The sequence below is a fragment of the Ferrimonas sp. YFM genome (assembly GCF_030296015.1).
Taxonomy (GTDB): Bacteria; Pseudomonadota; Gammaproteobacteria; order Enterobacterales; family Shewanellaceae; genus Ferrimonas.
Window position 1 is genome coordinate 4,387,073 of sequence record NZ_AP027368.1, and the last position, 17,380, is coordinate 4,404,452.

Genomic DNA, 17,380 nt, shown 5'->3' on the forward strand with positions numbered 1-17,380 from the left:
GGGGAGTTGTGTCCGTCAATAGATAGTGCTTTGATAACCGAGTAATAACTTTAGGCTGTGTTCAGGAAGAGCAGGAGAAAGCAGAATGGAACTGACCCAAGCCCAGGCCCTGGAGTATCTTCGGGAGCTGTTTGCCAACCGGTTACCCTTCCATCAGCTGATGGGCATCGAGCTGCACCAACAACAGGATGGTTCCATCGAGCTGCAACTGCCTATGCGGCCGGAACTGGTGGGCAACCCGGCCCAGCAGATCCTCCATGGAGGGGTCACCGCCACCCTGTTGGATGTGGTTGGCGGGCTGACCGCCTTCGGTGCCGTCCTCAAGACCCGGGACAGCTGGCCCAAAGAGCTGCTGGCCCGCAGACTGAAGAACCTGGGCACCATCGATCTGCGGGTGGATTACCTTCGCCCCGGCCGGGGAGAACTCTTTGTGGCCTCGGGCACAGTGATTCGTGCCGGCAACAAGGTGGCCGTGGCCCGTATGGAGCTGCACAACGAAAAGGGCAGCCACATCGCCTTCGGCACCGGAACCTATCTTGTGGGTTAGGGCGGGATGGGTGCATAATATCGCCCCCTCTTTTGGGGATTCACCCTTTTCCAGATTCAGGTCCGCCATGCAAAACCAGGAAATGCGTCAGGGCATCATCTTCGCCCTGATGGCCTACTCCATGTGGGGGTTCGCCCCGCTCTACTTCAAAGCCATTGCCGAGGTTCCCGCCACGGAGATCCTGATGCACCGGGTGATCTGGTCTTTCGCCCTGATGGCTTTGCTGGTGGCCTTCACCGGACAGCTGGGCGCAGTCCGCCAGCTGCTGCGTAATCCAAAGCAACTCTGGACCCTGGTGGCCACCGCCATCCTGGTGGCGGGCAACTGGCTGATCTTCATCTGGGCGGTCAACTCCGGACGCATGCTGGAAGCCAGCCTGGGCTACTTCATCAATCCCCTGGTCAACGTGGCCCTGGGGATGGTGTTCCTGGGTGAGCGTCTGCCAAAGATGCAGCTGGCTGCCGTAGGCGTGGCCGTCATCGGAGTGGTGGTGGAGCTGATTCAGTTTGGCTCTCTGCCCTGGATATCTCTGGCCCTGGCCGTCAGCTTCGGCCTGTACGGTTTGCTGCGCAAGAAGGTGGCTCTGCAGTCGGTGACCGGCCTGTTTGTGGAGACCAGCCTGATGCTGCCGGTGGCTCTGCTGTTCTGGTGGCAACTGGACAGCCCCACCGCCGACCTGACCAGTAATAGCCTGGATTTGAACCTGCTGATCCTGGCCGCCGGGGTGGTCACCACCCTGCCGCTGCTGGCCTTTGCCGCCGCCGCCGTCAGAATTCCCTTCTATATGCTGGGCCTGTTCCAGTACATCGGCCCCAGCCTGATGTTCATTCTGGCCACCACCCTCTATGGCGAGACCCTGGATCCGGCGATGCTGACCACCTTCTGCTTTATCTGGGCCGCCCTGCTGATGTTCACCCTGGATCTCTGGCGTCGCTCCCGCGCCAAGACGATGACCGCCAAGGCCTGATCAAAAAAGCCCGCAGGGTGCGGGCTTTTCGAGACTAAACCAGTTCGGGGTCCGCCAATCTGCGGTAGCTTTCCAGAGCCCCCCGGTGCTCCCCCAGTTGCTCCTGCAACTCCGCCAGCTGCGAGTAGCGATAACGGGTGGGCGCCAGCTCAATCGCCTTGCGCTGATACTGCTTTGCCTGCTTGTACTGTCGGCTCTGGCGGCTCAGATTGGCCAGGCAATCCCAGTAATCCGGCATCTGCGGGGCACTGTAGTTGCGCTCCAGCAGGTGCACCAGAGACTCACCCGCATCCTCGCTGCACAGGGGCAACAACTCCAGAAGGGCCGGCTGGGGCTCCTTCTTGTTCAACTGCGCCAACAGCGCCTTGCGCGCCTCAGCGGGCTGCTGGAAGCGGATCAACCCCTGGACATAGCTCTCCACCAGGGGGTCCTGGCGGCGTCGCCGCTTGGGAAGCTGCTGCCAGCGCTCATTGAGCGCCTCCAGGGTATGGCAGGCCTCGAGGGCACCGCTCTCGATCTGGACCGGCAGTTGCTCCAGAGTCTCGGCATCCAACACCTTGTGTTTGGTCAGCGCCGGGGCGATGCGCGCCACCGCATCCCAATCCCGCTGACGCAGGAACAGCTCATGGGCCAGCTTCAGTACCGTCGGCCGGTTTCTCAGGCTGGCGGAGAGTGACTCCAGACACTGGCGGGCACTGGCCAGCTCCCCGTCCTGAATCAGGTAGCGGATGCGGGCGATGTTCACCGCCGCCTCACTGCCGGGAAAGCTCTGGGCCTGGGTAAGGAAGGCCTCCACCTGCTCACTGTGTCCCTGGTGATGGGCGGCCCGGGCGGCGGCCAGGTAGTTTACCAGAGGCAACTCACCCGCATCGGCCCCCTTGGCCATGGTCTGCTCCGCCTTGGACCAGTTCTCTTCGGCCAGGGCCAACGCCCCTTCCAGGGTAAATTTGCGCGACTTGCGCTGGCGCCAGCGCCTGGGCAGGGAGCGGGTCAGCCCGACGGTACGCAGCAGCTTGACCAGCAGCCATTCGGCCAGCTGCAGCAGGGCGAACCCCACCAGCAGCATCAATACCGCCGCCACCACAGAGGTCTCTATGGTGTATTCGCCGATGGCAACCAGCAGATACCCTTTGTTCTCAACCAGCTTGGGACCGGCGATGGCGCCGGCCAGAACGATCAGGGTGTAGATCAGCAGCCTAATCATCCCTGACTCTCCCGGCCCAGCCTGTCCTGAACCAGGGCCTCCAGCAGCGGCTGGCTCGCCAGTGAGTCGGGCAGGCGGCTGCCCAGCTCTGTCCGCTGCAACTCAGCCAGGCTGGTGAGTGCCCCTTCGATGGTGGCCTCATCCCGCTTGAAGTAGGTCTCCACCCAATCCGCCGCGGTGGACAACGCCTTGCGGTAGGCATCGGTGTGGCCGTGATAGAGCGCCAGCTGGGCCTGCATCAGCTTGCCTTTGAGGTGCTCCCTCAGGTACCACTCCTGCTCAGGCGCCAACAGGGGCTGCAACTCCCCCTGACGACGGCGTATGGTGATGAAATCATCCACCAGGGCGTTCCAGCTCTTGGCCAGGTTGCTCTTCCAGTCGCTGACAGACTCGCTGGGGGAATCGCTCACCTCGGCCTGAGCCAGGTCCGGCAGCTCCACCCGATTCAGGGGCCAACGATCCACAGAGTTGATCAGAGATTCTATGGTCAGGGCCACTCCTGCCAGATCCTGGCGGGGCAAGCCTTGCAGCACGGTAATGTCATCCCGCAACGCCTGACGCACCGGGGTCAGGGCTTCGTCCTTCATCAGATTGAGGCGGCGGTCGGCGTCCTTGAGCAGGGCGATGGCGGTGGCCACATCCTGCTCGAGCCACAGCTTGCGTGCGGCCATCTGCACCAGGTAATCGGACTCGGCCAGCAGCCAGTCTCTGGGCTGGCGCTCCCTGGCCTTGACCAGCTCGCCCTGAAGGCCGGTGACCTGTTTGATCAGTGCCTGCTGCTGCCTGTCCTGCTCCACCAGGCGTTGCTCCAGCTGGTTTCGCTCCGCCCCCATGCGATTGCGCAGCTCGTCCAACTTGCCGGAGAGAGACTGGGATTGCATCAGTTGCGCCTGACGCTGCTGGCCCTGCCACACGGTGTAGCCCACGGCGGCGGCGGCGATCAGCAGTGCCACAACGGCCACCATCAGCGCCGGCCCCTGGCCGCTTCCCTCTCGGGGACGCTCTGGTGCAGGCGCCGGTTGCTCCGCCTTGGGCTCGGGCTTAGGTTGCGGTTCCGGCTGGGGTTTCACCTCGGGCTGAGGTTCAGATGTTACCGATTCGGTCTCTGCCTTGACGGCAGAGGGGGAGCGCTTGGTGGCTGATTTTGCAGCACGACCGCGCCCTTTGGTTCCGGGACGGGCGGCAGGCTTATCTGCCGCCTCCTTGGTGTTCTCAACGGAGGTGGACTCGTCGTTAAGAGTAGATTGATCCTGTTCGGCAGGTTTTGCGCTGGGAGAGCGAGGATTTTCAGGCTTCTTATCCATTACTGACGGTTCTTCCAGTTGGCTATCGACTCAAGGATGGCGTCATCTCCTGCACCGCCGGTGACCAGGGTATGATGACACCCCAGCTTGCGGGCCGCATCGGCCACCCTTTCTACGGGCACCAGCCACAACTGCCGGGTCAACCAGTCATGCTGGTGTTCCGGCAGCAGGGTAAAGAGGTTCTGCAGAATCTCGACACTGGTAGCCAGTATGGCGTTTACGCCGTCCCGTTGCCAGCTTTGAGCAAGATCTAATCCATTTAATTTAGGCAGTTGCCGACGGTAAACCTGCCAGTAACACACCTGCGCCCCCTCTCGATTCAACCGGTTAGCCATCGCCTCCCGCCCCCCGTTACCGCGCACTATGACAAAGCGCTTGCCGGCAACCTGCGCCATCTCAGGCAGGGTCCAGATCCCTTCGGTGGTTTCGTTGTCGGCGGGAGCGGTGAGCGGGTCCAGCCCCTGGGCACGCAGGGCAGCCGCTGTGGCGCCGCCGACGGCCAGATAGGTGATATTGGGCCAGACATCCACCAGGGGAGCGGCATGATTCACCGCATTGGCGGACACGAAGAAAGCGGCATCGGCGTTAGCCAGGGGAGAGGGTTGTGGCGAGGGTTCGGCGACGATCTCGACCATGGGGCAGCAGCTGGCCTGCCACCCCACTGCCGCCAGCTTCCCGGCCAGCGGCTCGTTGCGACCCGCTGGGCGGGTCAGCAATATGTGCATCAGGCCTCCCCGTACACCTCTTTCAGGATGACACCGGCGCCGGCTTCCAGCAGCTTGTCTGCCAGTTCGATGCCCAGGGCCTCGGCATTCTCCTTGTTGCCGCGAACCTCGTCACGCAGCAGCAGGCTGCCGTCAGGCTTACCCACCAGACCACGGAGCCACAGCTCATCACCCTCGAGCTCGGCATAGGCACCGATCGGCACCTGGCAGCCGCCTTCCAGACGGGTGTTCATGGCACGCTCGGCGATAACCCGGGCACGGGTTTCCGGATGCTCCAGTACGGAGAGCAGCTCCAGCAGTTCCTCATCTCCCAGGCGAGCCTCGATGCCGACGGCGCCCTGACCGTTCGCAGGCAGAGATTGCTCGCTCTCGATGAAGCCGGTGATGCGGTGTTCGAACTCCAGGCGCTTCAGACCCGCCGCCGCCAGGATGATGGCGTCATAGTCGCCGGCATCCAGCTTAGACAGTCGGGTGTTGACGTTGCCACGCAGGTCGCGAATCTCCAGATCCGGGCGCAGTTCACGCAGCTGGCACTGACGACGCAGGCTGGAGGTACCGACGACGGCCCCCTGAGGCAGCTCTTCCAGACTCTTGTAGTTGTTTGACACGAAGGCATCGCGGGGGTCTTCGCGCTCACAGATGGTGGTCAGGCCCAGGCCCTCAGGGAAGTCTACGGGCACATCCTTCATGGAGTGAACGGCGATGTCGGCACGGCCTTCCAGCATGGCCACTTCCAGCTCCTTGACGAACAGGCCCTTGCCACCAACCTTGGCCAGGGGGGTGTCGAGAATCTTGTCGCCCTTGGTGGACATAGGCAGCAGGATCACCTCCAGCCCGGGGTGTGCCTTCTCCAGCTCAGCCTTAACAAACTCAGCCTGCCACATGGCCAGGGGACTCTTGCGGGTGGCGATACGAATCTCTTTGCGTGCCATAACTCTCGGTATCCTCAAACTAATCACCGGCTCAGCAGCGGGCCGGAACCGTCAAAAATTGCGCTCATGTTGCCAGCATTTCGCCGGGCATTAAAGCTACTGCGCCTGTCAGACCTCGATTTCTCCACCTGAGTTCCGGAAAATTGATCCTTTTCACGGTTTCTCCTCCGAGCCCACAAAGTGTTATCATGATCACAGTTTTGTGACTTTCTGTGAGCACCGCTTGAACTCCTACGACTCCGATCTTGCCCTGAGCAATGCCCTTAACCAGTCCAGACTGAGCCAGTTTCTCGGATGGCTGCCCCTGCCTCAGCGACAGGTGCTGGACAAGCTGGTTCAGGCACTGCAAGACAGCGGTCCCGAGGGGTGTCCTGAAGCGGCAGAGGGCTTCGTCACCCCGCCCATGGATACCCTTCCCTCCGACCAGCCCGGGCCTCTGCTCGGGCTCTATGCCATGGGCAGTTGCGGCAGTCTGGGGCAAACCCGAAGCTCCGACGTGGACCTGTGGCTGATTCATGAGAGCACCATGCCCAAGGAGGAGGTGGCCGCCCTGCAGCGCAAGGCGGACTGGCTGAGCCACTGGGCCACGGAGCAGGGGCTGGAGACCCACCTGTTTGTCATCAACCCCTGCCAGTTTGGTATCCCCTGTCAGCGTTGTCTGGACAAGGAGCACAGCGGCAGTGCCCAGCACTGGCTGTTGCTGGAGGAGTTCTACCGCACCCAGGTCCGCCTGGCGGGGCTACCCATCGCCTGGTGGCCCGGAGCGCCGCAGGACGATCCGGGCCTGCTCACCCTGGGTGAGATCCAGCATCTGCCGGCGGCCGAGTTCTTCGGTGCCGCCCTGTGGCAGCTGTTCAAGGGGATCTCCCGCCCCCATAAATCCGCCCTTAAGGTACTGTTGCTGGAAGCCTATGTGGCCGACTACCCGGATCAGCGCATTCTCAGGGATCAGCTCTGGTATCGACTGAAAGCGGGACAATCCCCGCAGCAGGCGGATCCCTACCTGATGCTGTACGAGCGAATCGAAGGGTTCCTCAAGCGCCAGCAGGAAACCAGCCGGTTGTCCCTGGCTCAGCGCTGCTTCTACCTCAAGTGTCACGACCCCAGATTCAGCAGCCAGTGGCGCGGCGAATTGATGGACGAGCTCACCCGGGACTGGCAGTGGACCCCGCTGCTGATCGAATCACTGAATCAGGCCGAGCATTGGCATGCGGGTCAGGTGCGCTGGTTCAACCATCAGTTGCAACAGCTGATGCTCACCAGTTATCAGCGACTGACCGCGTTTGCCAGTCGCCAGCGCCTGCCACGACAGCTGCAGATTCAGGACATGGGCATTCTCACCCGCAAGCTCTACACCCAGTTCGAGTCAGAACCGGACAAATTGATTCGCCTTAACCCGCTGTGGAGCCACTCCCTGGCGGAGCAGGACCTGACCCTGCTGCAGGTGGATTCTGACGATGCTCAGGGGGGCACCTGGTACCTGTACCGCCAGCCTGCGGACAAGCGCCAGCTGTTTGGTGAAAGCCCTCTGTTTCATCATAGAAGCCGGCTGGCCTGCATCGCCTGGGCCGCCGCCAATGGGCTGGTTGAGGAGTACACCAGGGTGCACCGCTTCCACCTCGGGGAGGGCAGTGTCGACAAGACCCTGACCCGGCTGGCACGTCGGCTCACCCCGGCCCTGCATCGCCCGGAACGGGCGGATCTGGATGCCCTGCAACAACCCTGGCATCTGGATGAGGTCACCCTGGTGGTCAACCTGGAACAGGACCCCAGCAGTCGCTGGCACGGCTCTGAACTGATGCTGGACCTGCGGGGCAACCGGGTGCTCTCCACCGGCCGACCCCGACGCTCCCTGGCCGGATCGTTGGAGCTGATCACCCGCAACAGTTGGGGCGAACTGCACTATCACCAGTTTGAGGGGGAGCGGGGGCTGCTGCAGATGCTGGAGCAACTGCTGACCGGCATCACCAATGAGCATCTGCCCGAGATCCAGGTGATCTCAGTGGGCCAGCGCGCCAACGCCCAGTTGGAGGACAGGCTCAGCTTCCTGGTTCACCAGTGCTGCCGTTTGCGTCAGCAGAGCCGGGCCGAAGCCCTGCAGGTGTTGCCCCTGACCCTGGGGGAGGAGCGATTTGGACTGCTGTTCTCCAGCCATGGCATGCACTGGCGTCCCGCCGACGAGCTGCCCAAATTGCCGGGGCCTCTGGTGGATGGCGAACTTCAGACCCTGCCCCAGCCGGATCTGGGGGAGGACCCCTATGCCAGTGCACCGGAGATTCTCCGCCAGCATGCCCGCAAGGGAATGCGCCAGTACTTCGTCCGCGAGCGGGAGCAGGGACTGGATGTCTACCTGCTGGATGAGAACAATGTGCTGCAGCGCTTCTTCCACTCCGTGGGCCAGCTCAGCGCCCTCATCGACAGCATCAGTGAGCTCTACGTGTTCAAGCGGGAGGGCCGTTTCGGCGGGGGCAGCTTCAACCTGCCGCAGTTCTATCGGCTGAAACGCTGTCAGGGAGAGCTGACGGTACTGCCCCTGGCGGAGTCTGAGTTGGTCCACAACCAGGAGTGATCCCTGGGGCGACCGGCGCCGTACTGAGGGGTATTCCCTGCAGCGGAGGACCGCCATGCTTTCACGAATTGACGAAACCGCCATGGAGAGGATGGCCCAGCGCTATCGGGCCCACTTCGTCAACAGCCTGTCCGGCTATAAGAGCGCCAACCTCATCGGCAGCATCAATTCTCAAGGGCTGACCAACCTGGCCATCGTCAGCTCGGTGTTTCATCTGGGCGCGGATCCACCGCTGATGGGGCTGATCATGCGCCCCCACTCAGCCCCCCGGCACAGCCTGGAGAACATTGAGGCCACTGGCTGCTTCACCATCAATCAGGTTCACCAGAGCATTCACCGTCAGGCCCACCAGAGCTCCGCCCGCTACCCCAGGGAGGAATCGGAGTTTGACGCCGTGGGGCTGACCCCAAGATTTGGAGAACGGCTGATTGCGCCCTATGTGGCGGAGAGCCGACTGAGCATGGGGATGGAACTGGTTCGGGTAAGGCACCTCGAAGAGAACGACACCCTGATGGTCTCAGCGCGAATCGTCGAGGTCTGGCTGGACCAGGCGGCCCTGGCAGAGGATGGCCACCTGCATCTGGAGCACCTGGATACGGTGGCGGTCAGCGGGCTGGACCACTACCACAGGGGGGAGAGCCTCGGGCGGCTGGCCTACGCGAAACCGGGCCAGCCCCCGCTCTCGCTGGACAATTAGAAGCGGATCTGTTCGCCGCCCTGCTTGGCCACAGAGTCGCTGAGGAAGGTCAGCAGCTCCTGGCCACCACGCTCCTCTATCCAGTCTCCTTCACGAAAATCGAAGCGGTAGCCGCCGAACTTGGTGGCCAGCCACAGCTGGGACATCGCTTCCTGTTTGTTCAGGACGATGTGGCTGCCGTCGATGCACTCGAGATCAAGCACATTGCCGGACTGCTCATAATCCAGCTCCAACTCTGAGTCGTCGATGCTCTCGACAATCTGTTCCAGTATCTCGTCAGCCAGCTGGTGGAAGCGACTTTGGTCCATAGCCATAATCTGGTTCTCTATTCAGTTGCATTTGGCACATGGGATGCGATTATAGAGGGCTAACTCAACAAGGTCATTTGTTTTCCATGTCTCGACTCTCCACCGCCCTGATACTGGGAATGCTGCTCTGTGCCTGCGGCCAGAAAGGCCCCCTTGAACTGCCCCAGCAGGAGCAGGTCAACCCGCCTCAGGCCGATGCTCAACAGCAGCCACCACAGACAACTCAGGAACAGTAAGGGCCGCCCATGGACCACTTCAGTTATCAACAGGGAACCCTGATGGCTGAAGCCGTCTCGGTCGCCGAACTGGCCGAACGCATCGGCACTCCCTTCTATCTTTACTCTCGGGCCACCCTGGAGCGGCACTGGCATGCCTTCGATGGTGCCGTGGGAGACCACCCTCACCTGATCTGCTATGCGGTCAAGGCCAACTCCAACCTGGCGGTACTCAACCTGCTGGCCCGCCTCGGCAGCGGCTTCGACATCGTCTCCGGCGGTGAACTGGCCCGGGTACTGGAAGCCGGTGGCGATCCCGCCAAGGTGGTGTTTTCCGGGGTGGGCAAATCCGCCGACGAGATGCGCCAGGCGCTGTCGGTGGGGATCCACTGTTTCAACGTCGAATCGGAAGCGGAGCTGGAGCGCCTTAACATGGTGGCCCGGGAGCTGGGTGTTATCGCCCCCATCTCCCTGAGGATCAACCCGGATGTGGACGCCAACACCCACCCCTATATCTCTACCGGCCTGAAAGAGAATAAGTTCGGTATCCCCATGGCTCGGGCCCTGGAGAGCTATCGCCGTGCCGCCAGCCTCTCCCATGTGGAGATCAAGGGGCTGGATTGCCACATCGGCTCACAGCTCACCAGCCTGCCCCCCTTCCTGGCCGCACTGGAGCGCTTGCTGGGGTTGATTGAACAGCTGGAGCAGGAGGGGATTCAGCTGGAACACCTGGATGTGGGCGGTGGTCTGGGCGTCACCTATGATGACGAAACGCCCCCTCACCCTGACCAGTATGCCCAGGCGCTGCTGCAGTGCCTGAAGGGGCGCCAGTTGACCCTGATCTTCGAGCCCGGCCGGGCCATCATGGCCAACGCCGGCATCCTGGTGACCCGAATCGAGTATCTGAAACAGGGTGAGGAGCGGGACTTTGCCGTGGTGGATGCGGCCATGAACGACCTGCTGCGCCCCAGCCTCTACAGTGCCTGGCAGAAGATCATCCCGGTCACCCCCAGAGACGGCGAGCCGCGCCACTACGACGTAGTGGGCCCGGTGTGTGAAACCGGCGACTTCCTGGGTAAGGAGCGCCAGCTGACGGTGGAACAAGGGGATCTGCTGGCGGTGCGCAGCGCCGGGGCCTACGGATTTACCATGGCCTCCAACTACAACAGCAGGCCCCGCATCGCCGAGGTGATGGCCGATGCTGACCAGACTCACCTGATTCGGGAACGAGAAACCCTGAATCAGTTGTGGCAAGGTGAGCATCTGCTGCCGTAAACTAGTCAAAATTCAGATTCAACAGGGGTAGCCTCTTGATTCACTTCTCCAAAATGCAGGGGTTGGGCAACGACTTCATGGTGATCGATGCGGTCACCCAGAACCTCTATCTCTCGCCGGAACAGATCCGCCGTCTGGGAGACAGGCATTTTGGCGTGGGTTTCGATCAGCTGCTGCTGGTGGAGCCGCCCTATGATCCCGAGCAGGACTTCCACTATCGCATCTTCAATGCCGACGGCAGTGAAGTGGAAAACTGCGGCAACGGCGCCCGCTGTTTCGCCCGCTTTGTGCGGATGAAGGGACTGACCAACAAGGATCAGATCGGGGTCAGCACCAAGGCGGGCTCCCTGGCCCTGCGCCTGGGTCAGGAGAATCAGGTCACGGTCAACATGGGCACCCCCAACTTCGAGCCCGGCTCACTGCCCTTCAGGGCCAACAAGGTGGAGAAGACCTATCTGCTGCAGACCGACGATGGCGTCCACCTCTGTGGCGCGGTCTCCATGGGCAATCCCCACTGTGTCCTCAAGGTGGATGATCTGGACAGCGCCGACGTCGAAGGGATTGGCCGCAGCCTCAGCACCCACGAGCGCTTCGCCAAGGGGGTCAATGTGGGCTTTATGCAAGTCCTGTCCGAACGCCACATCCGCCTGAGGGTGTATGAACGTGGCGTCGGCGAAACCCTGGCCTGTGGCACCGGCGCCTGTGCCGCCGCCGTCATCGGCCAGCATCAGGGAGTGTTGGCAGAGAGGGTGCGCGTAGACCTTCCAGGTGGTACCTTACACATTGAATGGCCAGGCCAGGGTAAGGCAGTGGAGATGACCGGGCCAGCCGTACACGTCTACGATGGTCAAATTGGATTATGAAGCACGATTACAGTGACAGCCTGAAAGCCTTGAGCGCCGACATGGTCAAAGAGTACCTGTTGGAGAACTCGGACTTCTTCATCCGCCATCCCGAACTGCTGCTCAGCCTGCGCATCCCCCATACCGAGCGAGGCACCGTCTCCCTGATTGAGCATCAGCAACAGAATCTGAGATCCCGGGTCTGCCAGCTGGAGGAGGAGATCACCTCCCTGCTGTCGGTGGCCTCCCGCAACGAAGACATCTACCGCTTCTACAATCAGCTGTTTTTCGATTTGCTGGAGACCGAGAGCCTGGAGGAGATCAATCGGGTTCTGGTGGACAGTTTCAAGAGCCGCTTCCGCTTTGCCAAGGTGCGCCTGGCGGTCACCGACAGCACGGGTCAGTTCGATCAGCCCGAGCTGAACCTGATCCTGCGCCGACGCCTCAATGAGCACGGCTACTATCTGGGTCGGCTGCCCGCTCAGGAACAAAACCCTCTGGTGGCCCAGGACAACGGTTCTGTGGCCCTGGTGTGCATCGGTGACCGTGGCACCCCGGTGGCCCTGCTGGCCATCGCCTCCAACGATCCCAGTCACTTCTCCCCGGATATGGACACCATGATGCTGGACCAGATCCGTCAGTTGCTGGCCTATAAGATCCCCCAGCTGCGCCATGGCTGACACCGTCGCCCGCTTCGAGCGCTACCTGCGCAGCGAGCGCCAGTACTCTCCCCACACCTGCCGCAACTACCTGCGAGAACTCAATCGCTGCCAGCCCCTGCTTCAGGAGTTGGGCATGGCACAATGGCATCAGGTCAGCCTGGATCAATTGCAGGCTCTGCTGGCCAAGCTGCATCGTCAGGGACTGTCGCCGCGCTCCCTGGCCCTGACCCTGTCGGCCCTGCGACAGCTGGGAGAGTTTATGGTGCTGTGCGGCGAAATGGACCACAATCCCGCCAAGCACCTCTCCGCCCCCAAGCAGGGCAAGCCCCTGCCCAAGAACCTGGACGTGGACCAGATGGACCAGCTGCTGAGTCTGGACGGTCAGGATCCCCTGGTTGTCCGTGACCGGGCGATGATGGAGCTGCTCTACTCCAGCGGCCTGCGGCTGGCCGAGCTGGTCTCCCTGGACCTGGGGGATCTGGATCTGAAGGAGAAGCAGGTGCGGGTGACGGGTAAGGGAGTCAAAACCCGCCTGTTGCCAGTGACCAGCACCGCCGTCGCCAGCCTGCAGCTGTGGCTGAGCGTTCGGCCCCAACCCACAGACCCTGAGGATCAGGCGCTGTTCCTTTCCAGCCGGGGCAGACGCATCAGTCACCGCTCGGTCCAGGCAAGGCTGTCTAAATGGGGGATGGAGCAAACCGTCGGTGCCAGGGTTCACCCTCACAAGCTGCGACACGCCTTCGCCACCCATATGCTGGAGTCATCCGGCGACTTGAGAGCAGTGCAGGAGCTGCTCGGCCACGCCAACCTCAGCACGACCCAGGTCTATACCCACTTGGACTTTCAGCACCTGGCCGAGGTCTATGATCAGGCTCACCCCAGGGCCAAGAAGCGCTGACCGGCCACCAGCCTGGGCATCTAGCCCTTATTGATGGTGATCTTGTTGTCGGGCCTGGGCGGCTCGGGGTAGATGGGATCTCCCTGCTCATCCAGTGACAACCACACCAGGGGGCCGTCCGGCATAAAGGGATCCTTGGGACCACAGAGCACCATCTTACCCACCATCTCGATGCGGGCGCCCTGGGAATACTCGCGCCCCTCAAACCAGCACACCGACTGCAGTTGCTGAGGCTGGGCAATGACGACCGGGTCCACCTTGGCAGAAGCAGGGGTGGCAATAAGGATCAAAGGGAGAAAAACTGCGGGGGATTTCAAAGACATTATCCTGGCTCCAGGGAGGCTTCCTTGCTCCTCAGACTATCGAACCGGGACCGGGAATCAAGAGGGAATCAGACCAGATTGCCGGAGATCATCATAAAGGCATTGATCACGAAAGGGGTCAGCGCCAACAGCACGCCGAAGATCAGCACATAAAGATGAGGTAAGCGAGCCTGTCGCATGTCGCACTCCACTGGGTTCACAAAAAGAATCATGTTCGGGAACAAAAATTCAGCGTGAGCAGAGTAGCGAATCTGGGAGAAACCCCATTGATCGAGATCAACGAAAGACCCATTAGTTGAAAACCGTCACACTTTTTGAAGCATTCCGGCCCCTGTCACTGTTTTTGCTTATAGCACCTAAATTTTCGCGACTCAAAGCTCAAAAGTGATGCAAAAGCGGTAAAAACCAAATTTAACAACCCTGTTACGACCGAGAATCTGCCAGGCTGACGTAGAAAAACAGGCTGATCACTAAACATTCGATCCAAGGGACATTCTGTCCCAACACGCAGTTATTAAGGGGTTTTTCAGTGACAAAGCTCAACAAAGCATTAGGGAAAACACCATTTTGTATCATTTTTCAGTCACAAATCCGTGAATCCAGTGTTAAAGCAGGCTTAACAAGACGATTCAGGTCAAATAACCGTTCGATTTCTCTCTCCCCCTCCGAGGAAACCCGTTTCAGTTCACGTTTTTCCCCCGGTTCTCCATGGACAATCCGGCCAGCCATTTAGATGGCCTTAACTCGCCCTACAAACAACTGTTTAAAAAAGGCACTACGCCCTTTTGTCACACCAGATTCGAGAGAAGACGATGACACAAGATCACGCCAAGTCGACCCGACGCGGTCTGCTGAAGGCCCTGGCCATGGCTCCGGCCGCCGCCGGCCTCGCCACCGTTGCTGCCCCCTCCAAGGCAGAGACCGGTCGCCCCCAGGAAGCTGTTCAAGGCTACCAGGAAACCGATCATATCCGCCGCTACTACGCCAGCCTGCGCGGCCAGTAATCCAGGAGAGTTTCTCTGATGCAACTTACCCGCACCTCTGCCAAGGTTAAGGCAGACGCCAACAAAGGGCTGGGCCTCGACCGCCGTCAGTTCCTGAAGAACGCCGGTGTCACCACCGGTGGTATCGCCGCCGCCTCCATGCTGGGCACCGGCATGATCCGCAAGGCCAACGCCTCCGACCATCACGTTGATCCCAGCGCCCCCATCGAAGTGAAGCGCACCATCTGCTCCGCCTGTGCTGTGGGCTGTGGTGTCTACGCCGAAGTTCAGAACGGTGTCTGGACCGGCCAGGAGCCCGCCTTCGATCATCCCTTCAACCGCGGCGGTCACTGCGCCAAGGGTGCCGCACTGCGCGAGCACGGTCACTCCAAGCTGCGGGTGAAATACCCCATGAAGCTGGAAGGCGGCAAGTGGAAGAAGCTCTCCTGGGAGCAGGCCATCGAAGAGGTGGGCAGCCAGATGCTGAAGATCCGCGCCGAATCCGGTCCGGACTCCATCTACTTTATGGGCAGCGCCAAGTTCTCCAACGAAGGCTGTTACATGTACCGCAAATTTGCGGCCATGTGGGGCACCAACAACGTTGACCACTCCGCCCGTATCTGTCACTCCACCACAGTAGCCGGTGTTGCCAACACCTGGGGCTACGGTGCGATGACCAACTCCTTCAATGACATCCGTCACGCGAACGCCATCTTCTTTATCGGTGCCAACCCTGCGGAAGCCCACCCGGTTTCCATGCAGCACATCCTCACCGCCAAAGAACGCAACAACGCCAAAATCATCGTTGTTGACCCACGTTTCTCCCGTACGGCTGCACATTCTGATCTGCACGTTGGCATCCGCCCCGGTACCGACATCCCCTTCATCTACGGCATGCTGAACGTCATCTTCGACAACGGCTGGCAGGATCAGACCTTCATCGACCAGCGCGTCTGGGGCATGGAAGACATCCGTAAGGAAGCCGCCAAGTGGCCCCTGGAAGAGGTGGCTCGCGTCTGTGGCATCGACGGTGATCTGGTGTACCAGGCCGCCAAGCTGATGGCGGAAAACCGTCCCGGTTCCGTGGTCTGGTGTATGGGTGGTACCCAGCACACCGTGGGTAACGCCAACACCCGTGCCTACTGCCTGCTGCAGCTGGCCCTGGGCAACATGGGTCAGTCCGGCGGCGGTACCAACATCTTCCGCGGCCACGACAACGTACAGGGCGCCACCGACCTGGGTCTGCTGTTCGACACCCTGCCCGGCTACTATGGCCTGTCCACCGGTGCCTGGAAGCACTGGAGCCACGTGTGGGATCTGGAGTTTGACTGGGTGAAAGGCCGCTTCGACCAGGGCGAATACCTGGGCAAGGTGCCCATGACCACCCCTGGCATGCCCTGCTCCCGCTGGCACGACGGCGTTCTGGAAGACAAGAACAAGCTGGGCCAGAAAGACAACATCCGTATGGCCTTCTTCTGGGGCCAGTCCGTCAACACCGAAACCCGTGGCCGCGAAGTGCGTGATGCCCTGGACAAGATGGACACCGTGGTTGTGGTCGACCCCTACCCAACCATGGCCGGTGTGATGCACCGCCGCAAGGATGGCGTCTACCTGCTGCCCGCCTGCTCTCAGTTTGAGACCGAAGGCTCCCTGTCCAACTCCGGCCGCTCCGTTCAGTGGCGTCAGCAGGTGGTTGAGCCCCTGTTTGAGTCCAAGCCTGACCTGGAGATCATGTACCGTCTGGCCAAGAAGCTGGGCTTCGCCGAGCAGTTCACCAAGCGCATGCAGGTGAAGAACGACATGCCGGTGATCGAGGACGTGACCCGCGAGATCAACCGCGGCATGCTGACCATCGGTATGTCCGGCCAGTCTCCCGAGCGCATCAAGGAGCACACCAACAACTGGGGCACCTTCTCCCACGAGAACCTGCAAGCCCTGGGTGGCCCAGCCAAGGGTGAAACCTATGGCCTGCCATGGCCTTGCTGGGGTACCCCTGAGCAGAAGCACCCTGGTACTCACATCCTGTACGACACCTCCAAGCACGTGTTGCAGGGCGGCGGTAACTTCCGTGCCCGTTTCGGTGTCTCCTACGAGGGTGAAAACCTGCTGGCCGAAGGCTCCGCCTCCCTGGGCTGTGACCTGGGCGACGGTTACCCCGAGTTCACCGACAAGATGCTCAAGCAACTGGGTTGGTGGGATGAGCTGACCGCCGAAGAGAAAGCAGAAGCAGAAGGTCGTAACTGGAAGACCGATCTGTCCGGCGGTATCCACCGGGTGGCGATGAAGCACGGCTGCATCCCCTTCGGTAACGCCAAGGCCCGCTGTAAGGTGTGGACCTTCCCTGATCCTATGCCGGTACACCGTGAGCCTCTGTATACCCCTCGCCGGGACCTGATCGCTCAGTACCCCACCTACAACGACATGCAAGTGCATCGTCTGCCCACCCTGTACAAGTCCATTCAGGACAAGGTGATCAGCGATAACCTGGATAAGCGTTACCCGCTGGTGATGACCTCCGGCCGACTGGTGGAGTATGAAGGTGGCGGTGAAGAGTCCCGTTCCAACCCGTGGCTGGCCGAGCTGCAGCAGGAGATGTTCATCGAGATCAACCCTGCCGACGCTGCCGACCGTGGTCTGCAGAACTGGGACGATGTCTGGGTGGAAGGTGCCGAAGGCGCCCGCATCAAGGTGAAAGCACTGGTGACCCCACGGGTGAAGCAGGGCGTGACCTGGATGCCTTACCACTTCGCCGGTGTTATGCACAACGAAGAGCTGGTCTACCCAGAGGGCACCAAGCCCTACATCGTTGGCGAGTCCGCCAACACCGCTCTGACCTATGGCTATGACCCGATCACCCAGATGCAGGAGACCAAGTCCTCCCTGTGTCAGATCGAGAAAGCGTAAGGTTCAAGGTAGGAGATAAGCCAAC

Annotated in this window: 17 protein-coding genes; 11 read left to right on the plus strand and 6 right to left on the minus strand. The window is 61.1% G+C overall.

What is annotated here, in order from left to right; genetic code table 11:
• Nucleotides 1–85: 85 nt before the first annotated feature.
• A complete protein-coding gene (locus tag QUE41_RS20275) occupies nt 86–547 on the plus strand; it encodes a thioesterase family protein (RefSeq protein ID WP_286340763.1) in 462 nt (153 codons plus the stop codon).
• Nucleotides 548–614: 67 nt separating this feature from the next.
• Complete coding sequence (gene rarD, locus QUE41_RS20280; RefSeq protein WP_286340764.1) at nt 615–1,514, plus strand: EamA family transporter RarD; 900 nt, start codon at nt 615–617, stop codon at nt 1,512–1,514.
• 34 nt (nt 1,515–1,548) lie between these two features.
• Here rarD and QUE41_RS20285 read toward each other — a convergent pair whose 3' ends face one another.
• The 4 genes from QUE41_RS20285 to hemC are packed head-to-tail and all read right to left on the minus strand — an operon-like array spanning nt 1,549 to nt 5,679.
• On the minus strand, nt 1,549–2,718 hold the full coding sequence (locus QUE41_RS20285; RefSeq protein ID WP_286340765.1) for a heme biosynthesis HemY N-terminal domain-containing protein: 1,170 nt from the start codon (nt 2,716–2,718) through the stop codon (nt 1,549–1,551).
• Nucleotides 2,715–4,022 (minus strand): uroporphyrinogen-III C-methyltransferase, encoded by a 1,308-nt coding sequence (locus QUE41_RS20290; RefSeq protein WP_286340766.1) that lies wholly within the window; start codon nt 4,020–4,022, stop codon nt 2,715–2,717. The genes QUE41_RS20285 and QUE41_RS20290 overlap by 4 nt, the downstream gene beginning before the upstream one ends.
• The gene (locus QUE41_RS20295) at nt 4,022–4,747 is read right to left on the minus strand and encodes a uroporphyrinogen-III synthase (protein WP_286340767.1); all 726 of its coding nucleotides are present in this window, start codon (nt 4,745–4,747) and stop codon (nt 4,022–4,024) included. Before QUE41_RS20295 ends, QUE41_RS20290 begins: the two co-directional genes overlap by 1 nt.
• Nucleotides 4,747–5,679, minus strand: coding sequence for a hydroxymethylbilane synthase (gene hemC, locus QUE41_RS20300; RefSeq protein WP_286340768.1), 933 nt, complete (start codon nt 5,677–5,679; stop codon nt 4,747–4,749). Before hemC ends, QUE41_RS20295 begins: the two co-directional genes overlap by 1 nt.
• A 223-nt stretch (nt 5,680–5,902) precedes the next feature.
• Between hemC and QUE41_RS20305 the strand changes: the two genes are divergently transcribed.
• Together QUE41_RS20305 and QUE41_RS20310 are read left to right on the plus strand one after the other, a co-directional pair.
• Nucleotides 5,903–8,248, plus strand: a complete 2,346-nt coding sequence (locus QUE41_RS20305; RefSeq protein WP_286340769.1) for a class I adenylate cyclase — start codon at nt 5,903–5,905, stop codon at nt 8,246–8,248.
• A gap of 55 nt (nt 8,249–8,303) precedes the next feature.
• A complete protein-coding gene (locus QUE41_RS20310) occupies nt 8,304–8,945 on the plus strand; it encodes a flavin reductase family protein (protein WP_286340770.1) in 642 nt (213 codons plus the stop codon).
• On the opposite strand, the gene cyaY is transcribed toward QUE41_RS20310, so the two are convergent.
• Nucleotides 8,942–9,259, minus strand: coding sequence for an iron donor protein CyaY (gene cyaY / locus QUE41_RS20315; RefSeq protein WP_286340771.1), 318 nt, complete (start codon nt 9,257–9,259; stop codon nt 8,942–8,944). The two genes, QUE41_RS20310 and cyaY, sit on opposite strands and share 4 nt — an antisense overlap.
• A gap of 80 nt (nt 9,260–9,339) precedes the next feature.
• Between cyaY and lptM the strand changes: the two genes are divergently transcribed.
• The 5 genes from lptM to xerC are packed head-to-tail and all read left to right on the plus strand — an operon-like array spanning nt 9,340 to nt 13,145.
• Nucleotides 9,340–9,489 (plus strand): LPS translocon maturation chaperone LptM, encoded by a 150-nt coding sequence (lptM, locus tag QUE41_RS20320; protein WP_286340772.1) that lies wholly within the window; start codon nt 9,340–9,342, stop codon nt 9,487–9,489.
• A 9-nt stretch (nt 9,490–9,498) separates the two neighbouring features.
• The gene (gene lysA, locus QUE41_RS20325; protein WP_286340773.1) at nt 9,499–10,743 is read left to right on the plus strand and encodes a diaminopimelate decarboxylase; all 1,245 of its coding nucleotides are present in this window, start codon (nt 9,499–9,501) and stop codon (nt 10,741–10,743) included.
• A gap of 35 nt (nt 10,744–10,778) precedes the next feature.
• Nucleotides 10,779–11,606 carry a diaminopimelate epimerase gene (gene dapF / locus QUE41_RS20330; protein ID WP_286340774.1) on the plus strand — a complete coding sequence of 276 codons (828 nt, stop codon included), beginning with the start codon at nt 10,779–10,781 and terminating at the stop codon, nt 11,604–11,606.
• Complete coding sequence (locus tag QUE41_RS20335) at nt 11,603–12,265, plus strand: DUF484 family protein (RefSeq protein ID WP_286340775.1); 663 nt, start codon at nt 11,603–11,605, stop codon at nt 12,263–12,265. Before dapF ends, QUE41_RS20335 begins: the two co-directional genes overlap by 4 nt.
• Complete coding sequence (gene xerC / locus QUE41_RS20340) at nt 12,258–13,145, plus strand: tyrosine recombinase XerC (RefSeq protein ID WP_286340776.1); 888 nt, start codon at nt 12,258–12,260, stop codon at nt 13,143–13,145. Before QUE41_RS20335 ends, xerC begins: the two co-directional genes overlap by 8 nt.
• A gap of 20 nt (nt 13,146–13,165) precedes the next feature.
• Here xerC and QUE41_RS20345 read toward each other — a convergent pair whose 3' ends face one another.
• Nucleotides 13,166–13,468: a DUF1496 domain-containing protein gene (locus QUE41_RS20345; RefSeq protein WP_286340777.1), complete on the minus strand. Its 303-nt coding sequence runs from the start codon at nt 13,466–13,468 to the stop codon at nt 13,166–13,168.
• 812 nt (nt 13,469–14,280) lie between these two features.
• Here QUE41_RS20345 and QUE41_RS20350 point away from each other — a divergent pair.
• Nucleotides 14,281–14,472, plus strand: a complete 192-nt coding sequence (locus QUE41_RS20350; protein ID WP_028107918.1) for a twin-arginine translocation signal domain-containing protein — start codon at nt 14,281–14,283, stop codon at nt 14,470–14,472.
• An 18-nt stretch (nt 14,473–14,490) separates the two neighbouring features.
• A complete protein-coding gene (locus tag QUE41_RS20355; protein WP_286340778.1) occupies nt 14,491–17,355 on the plus strand; it encodes a formate dehydrogenase subunit alpha in 2,865 nt (954 codons plus the stop codon).
• The last annotated feature ends 25 nt before the right edge of the window (nt 17,356–17,380 follow it).

What these genes read in the sequence shown, in the direction of transcription:
- QUE41_RS20275 (WP_286340763.1), top strand. Translation starts at nt 86, where the DNA reads ATGGAACTGACCCAAGCCCAGGCCCTGGAGTATCTTCGGGAGCTGTTT.
- rarD (WP_286340764.1), top strand. Translation starts at nt 615, where the DNA reads ATGCAAAACCAGGAAATGCGTCAGGGCATCATCTTCGCCCTGATGGCC.
- QUE41_RS20285 (WP_286340765.1), bottom strand. Translation starts at nt 2,718, where the DNA reads ATGATTAGGCTGCTGATCTACACCCTGATCGTTCTGGCCGGCGCCATC.
- QUE41_RS20290 (WP_286340766.1), bottom strand. Translation starts at nt 4,022, where the DNA reads ATGGATAAGAAGCCTGAAAATCCTCGCTCTCCCAGCGCAAAACCTGCC.
- QUE41_RS20295 (WP_286340767.1), bottom strand. Translation starts at nt 4,747, where the DNA reads ATGCACATATTGCTGACCCGCCCAGCGGGTCGCAACGAGCCGCTGGCC.
- hemC (WP_286340768.1), bottom strand. Translation starts at nt 5,679, where the DNA reads ATGGCACGCAAAGAGATTCGTATCGCCACCCGCAAGAGTCCCCTGGCC.
- QUE41_RS20310 (WP_286340770.1), top strand. Translation starts at nt 8,304, where the DNA reads ATGCTTTCACGAATTGACGAAACCGCCATGGAGAGGATGGCCCAGCGC.
- cyaY (WP_286340771.1), bottom strand. Translation starts at nt 9,259, where the DNA reads ATGGCTATGGACCAAAGTCGCTTCCACCAGCTGGCTGACGAGATACTG.
- lptM (WP_286340772.1), top strand. Translation starts at nt 9,340, where the DNA reads ATGTCTCGACTCTCCACCGCCCTGATACTGGGAATGCTGCTCTGTGCC.
- lysA (WP_286340773.1), top strand. Translation starts at nt 9,499, where the DNA reads ATGGACCACTTCAGTTATCAACAGGGAACCCTGATGGCTGAAGCCGTC.
- QUE41_RS20335 (WP_286340775.1), top strand. Translation starts at nt 11,603, where the DNA reads ATGAAGCACGATTACAGTGACAGCCTGAAAGCCTTGAGCGCCGACATG.
- xerC (WP_286340776.1), top strand. Translation starts at nt 12,258, where the DNA reads ATGGCTGACACCGTCGCCCGCTTCGAGCGCTACCTGCGCAGCGAGCGC.
- QUE41_RS20345 (WP_286340777.1), bottom strand. Translation starts at nt 13,468, where the DNA reads ATGTCTTTGAAATCCCCCGCAGTTTTTCTCCCTTTGATCCTTATTGCC.
- QUE41_RS20350 (WP_028107918.1), top strand. Translation starts at nt 14,281, where the DNA reads ATGACACAAGATCACGCCAAGTCGACCCGACGCGGTCTGCTGAAGGCC.
- QUE41_RS20355 (WP_286340778.1), top strand. Translation starts at nt 14,491, where the DNA reads ATGCAACTTACCCGCACCTCTGCCAAGGTTAAGGCAGACGCCAACAAA.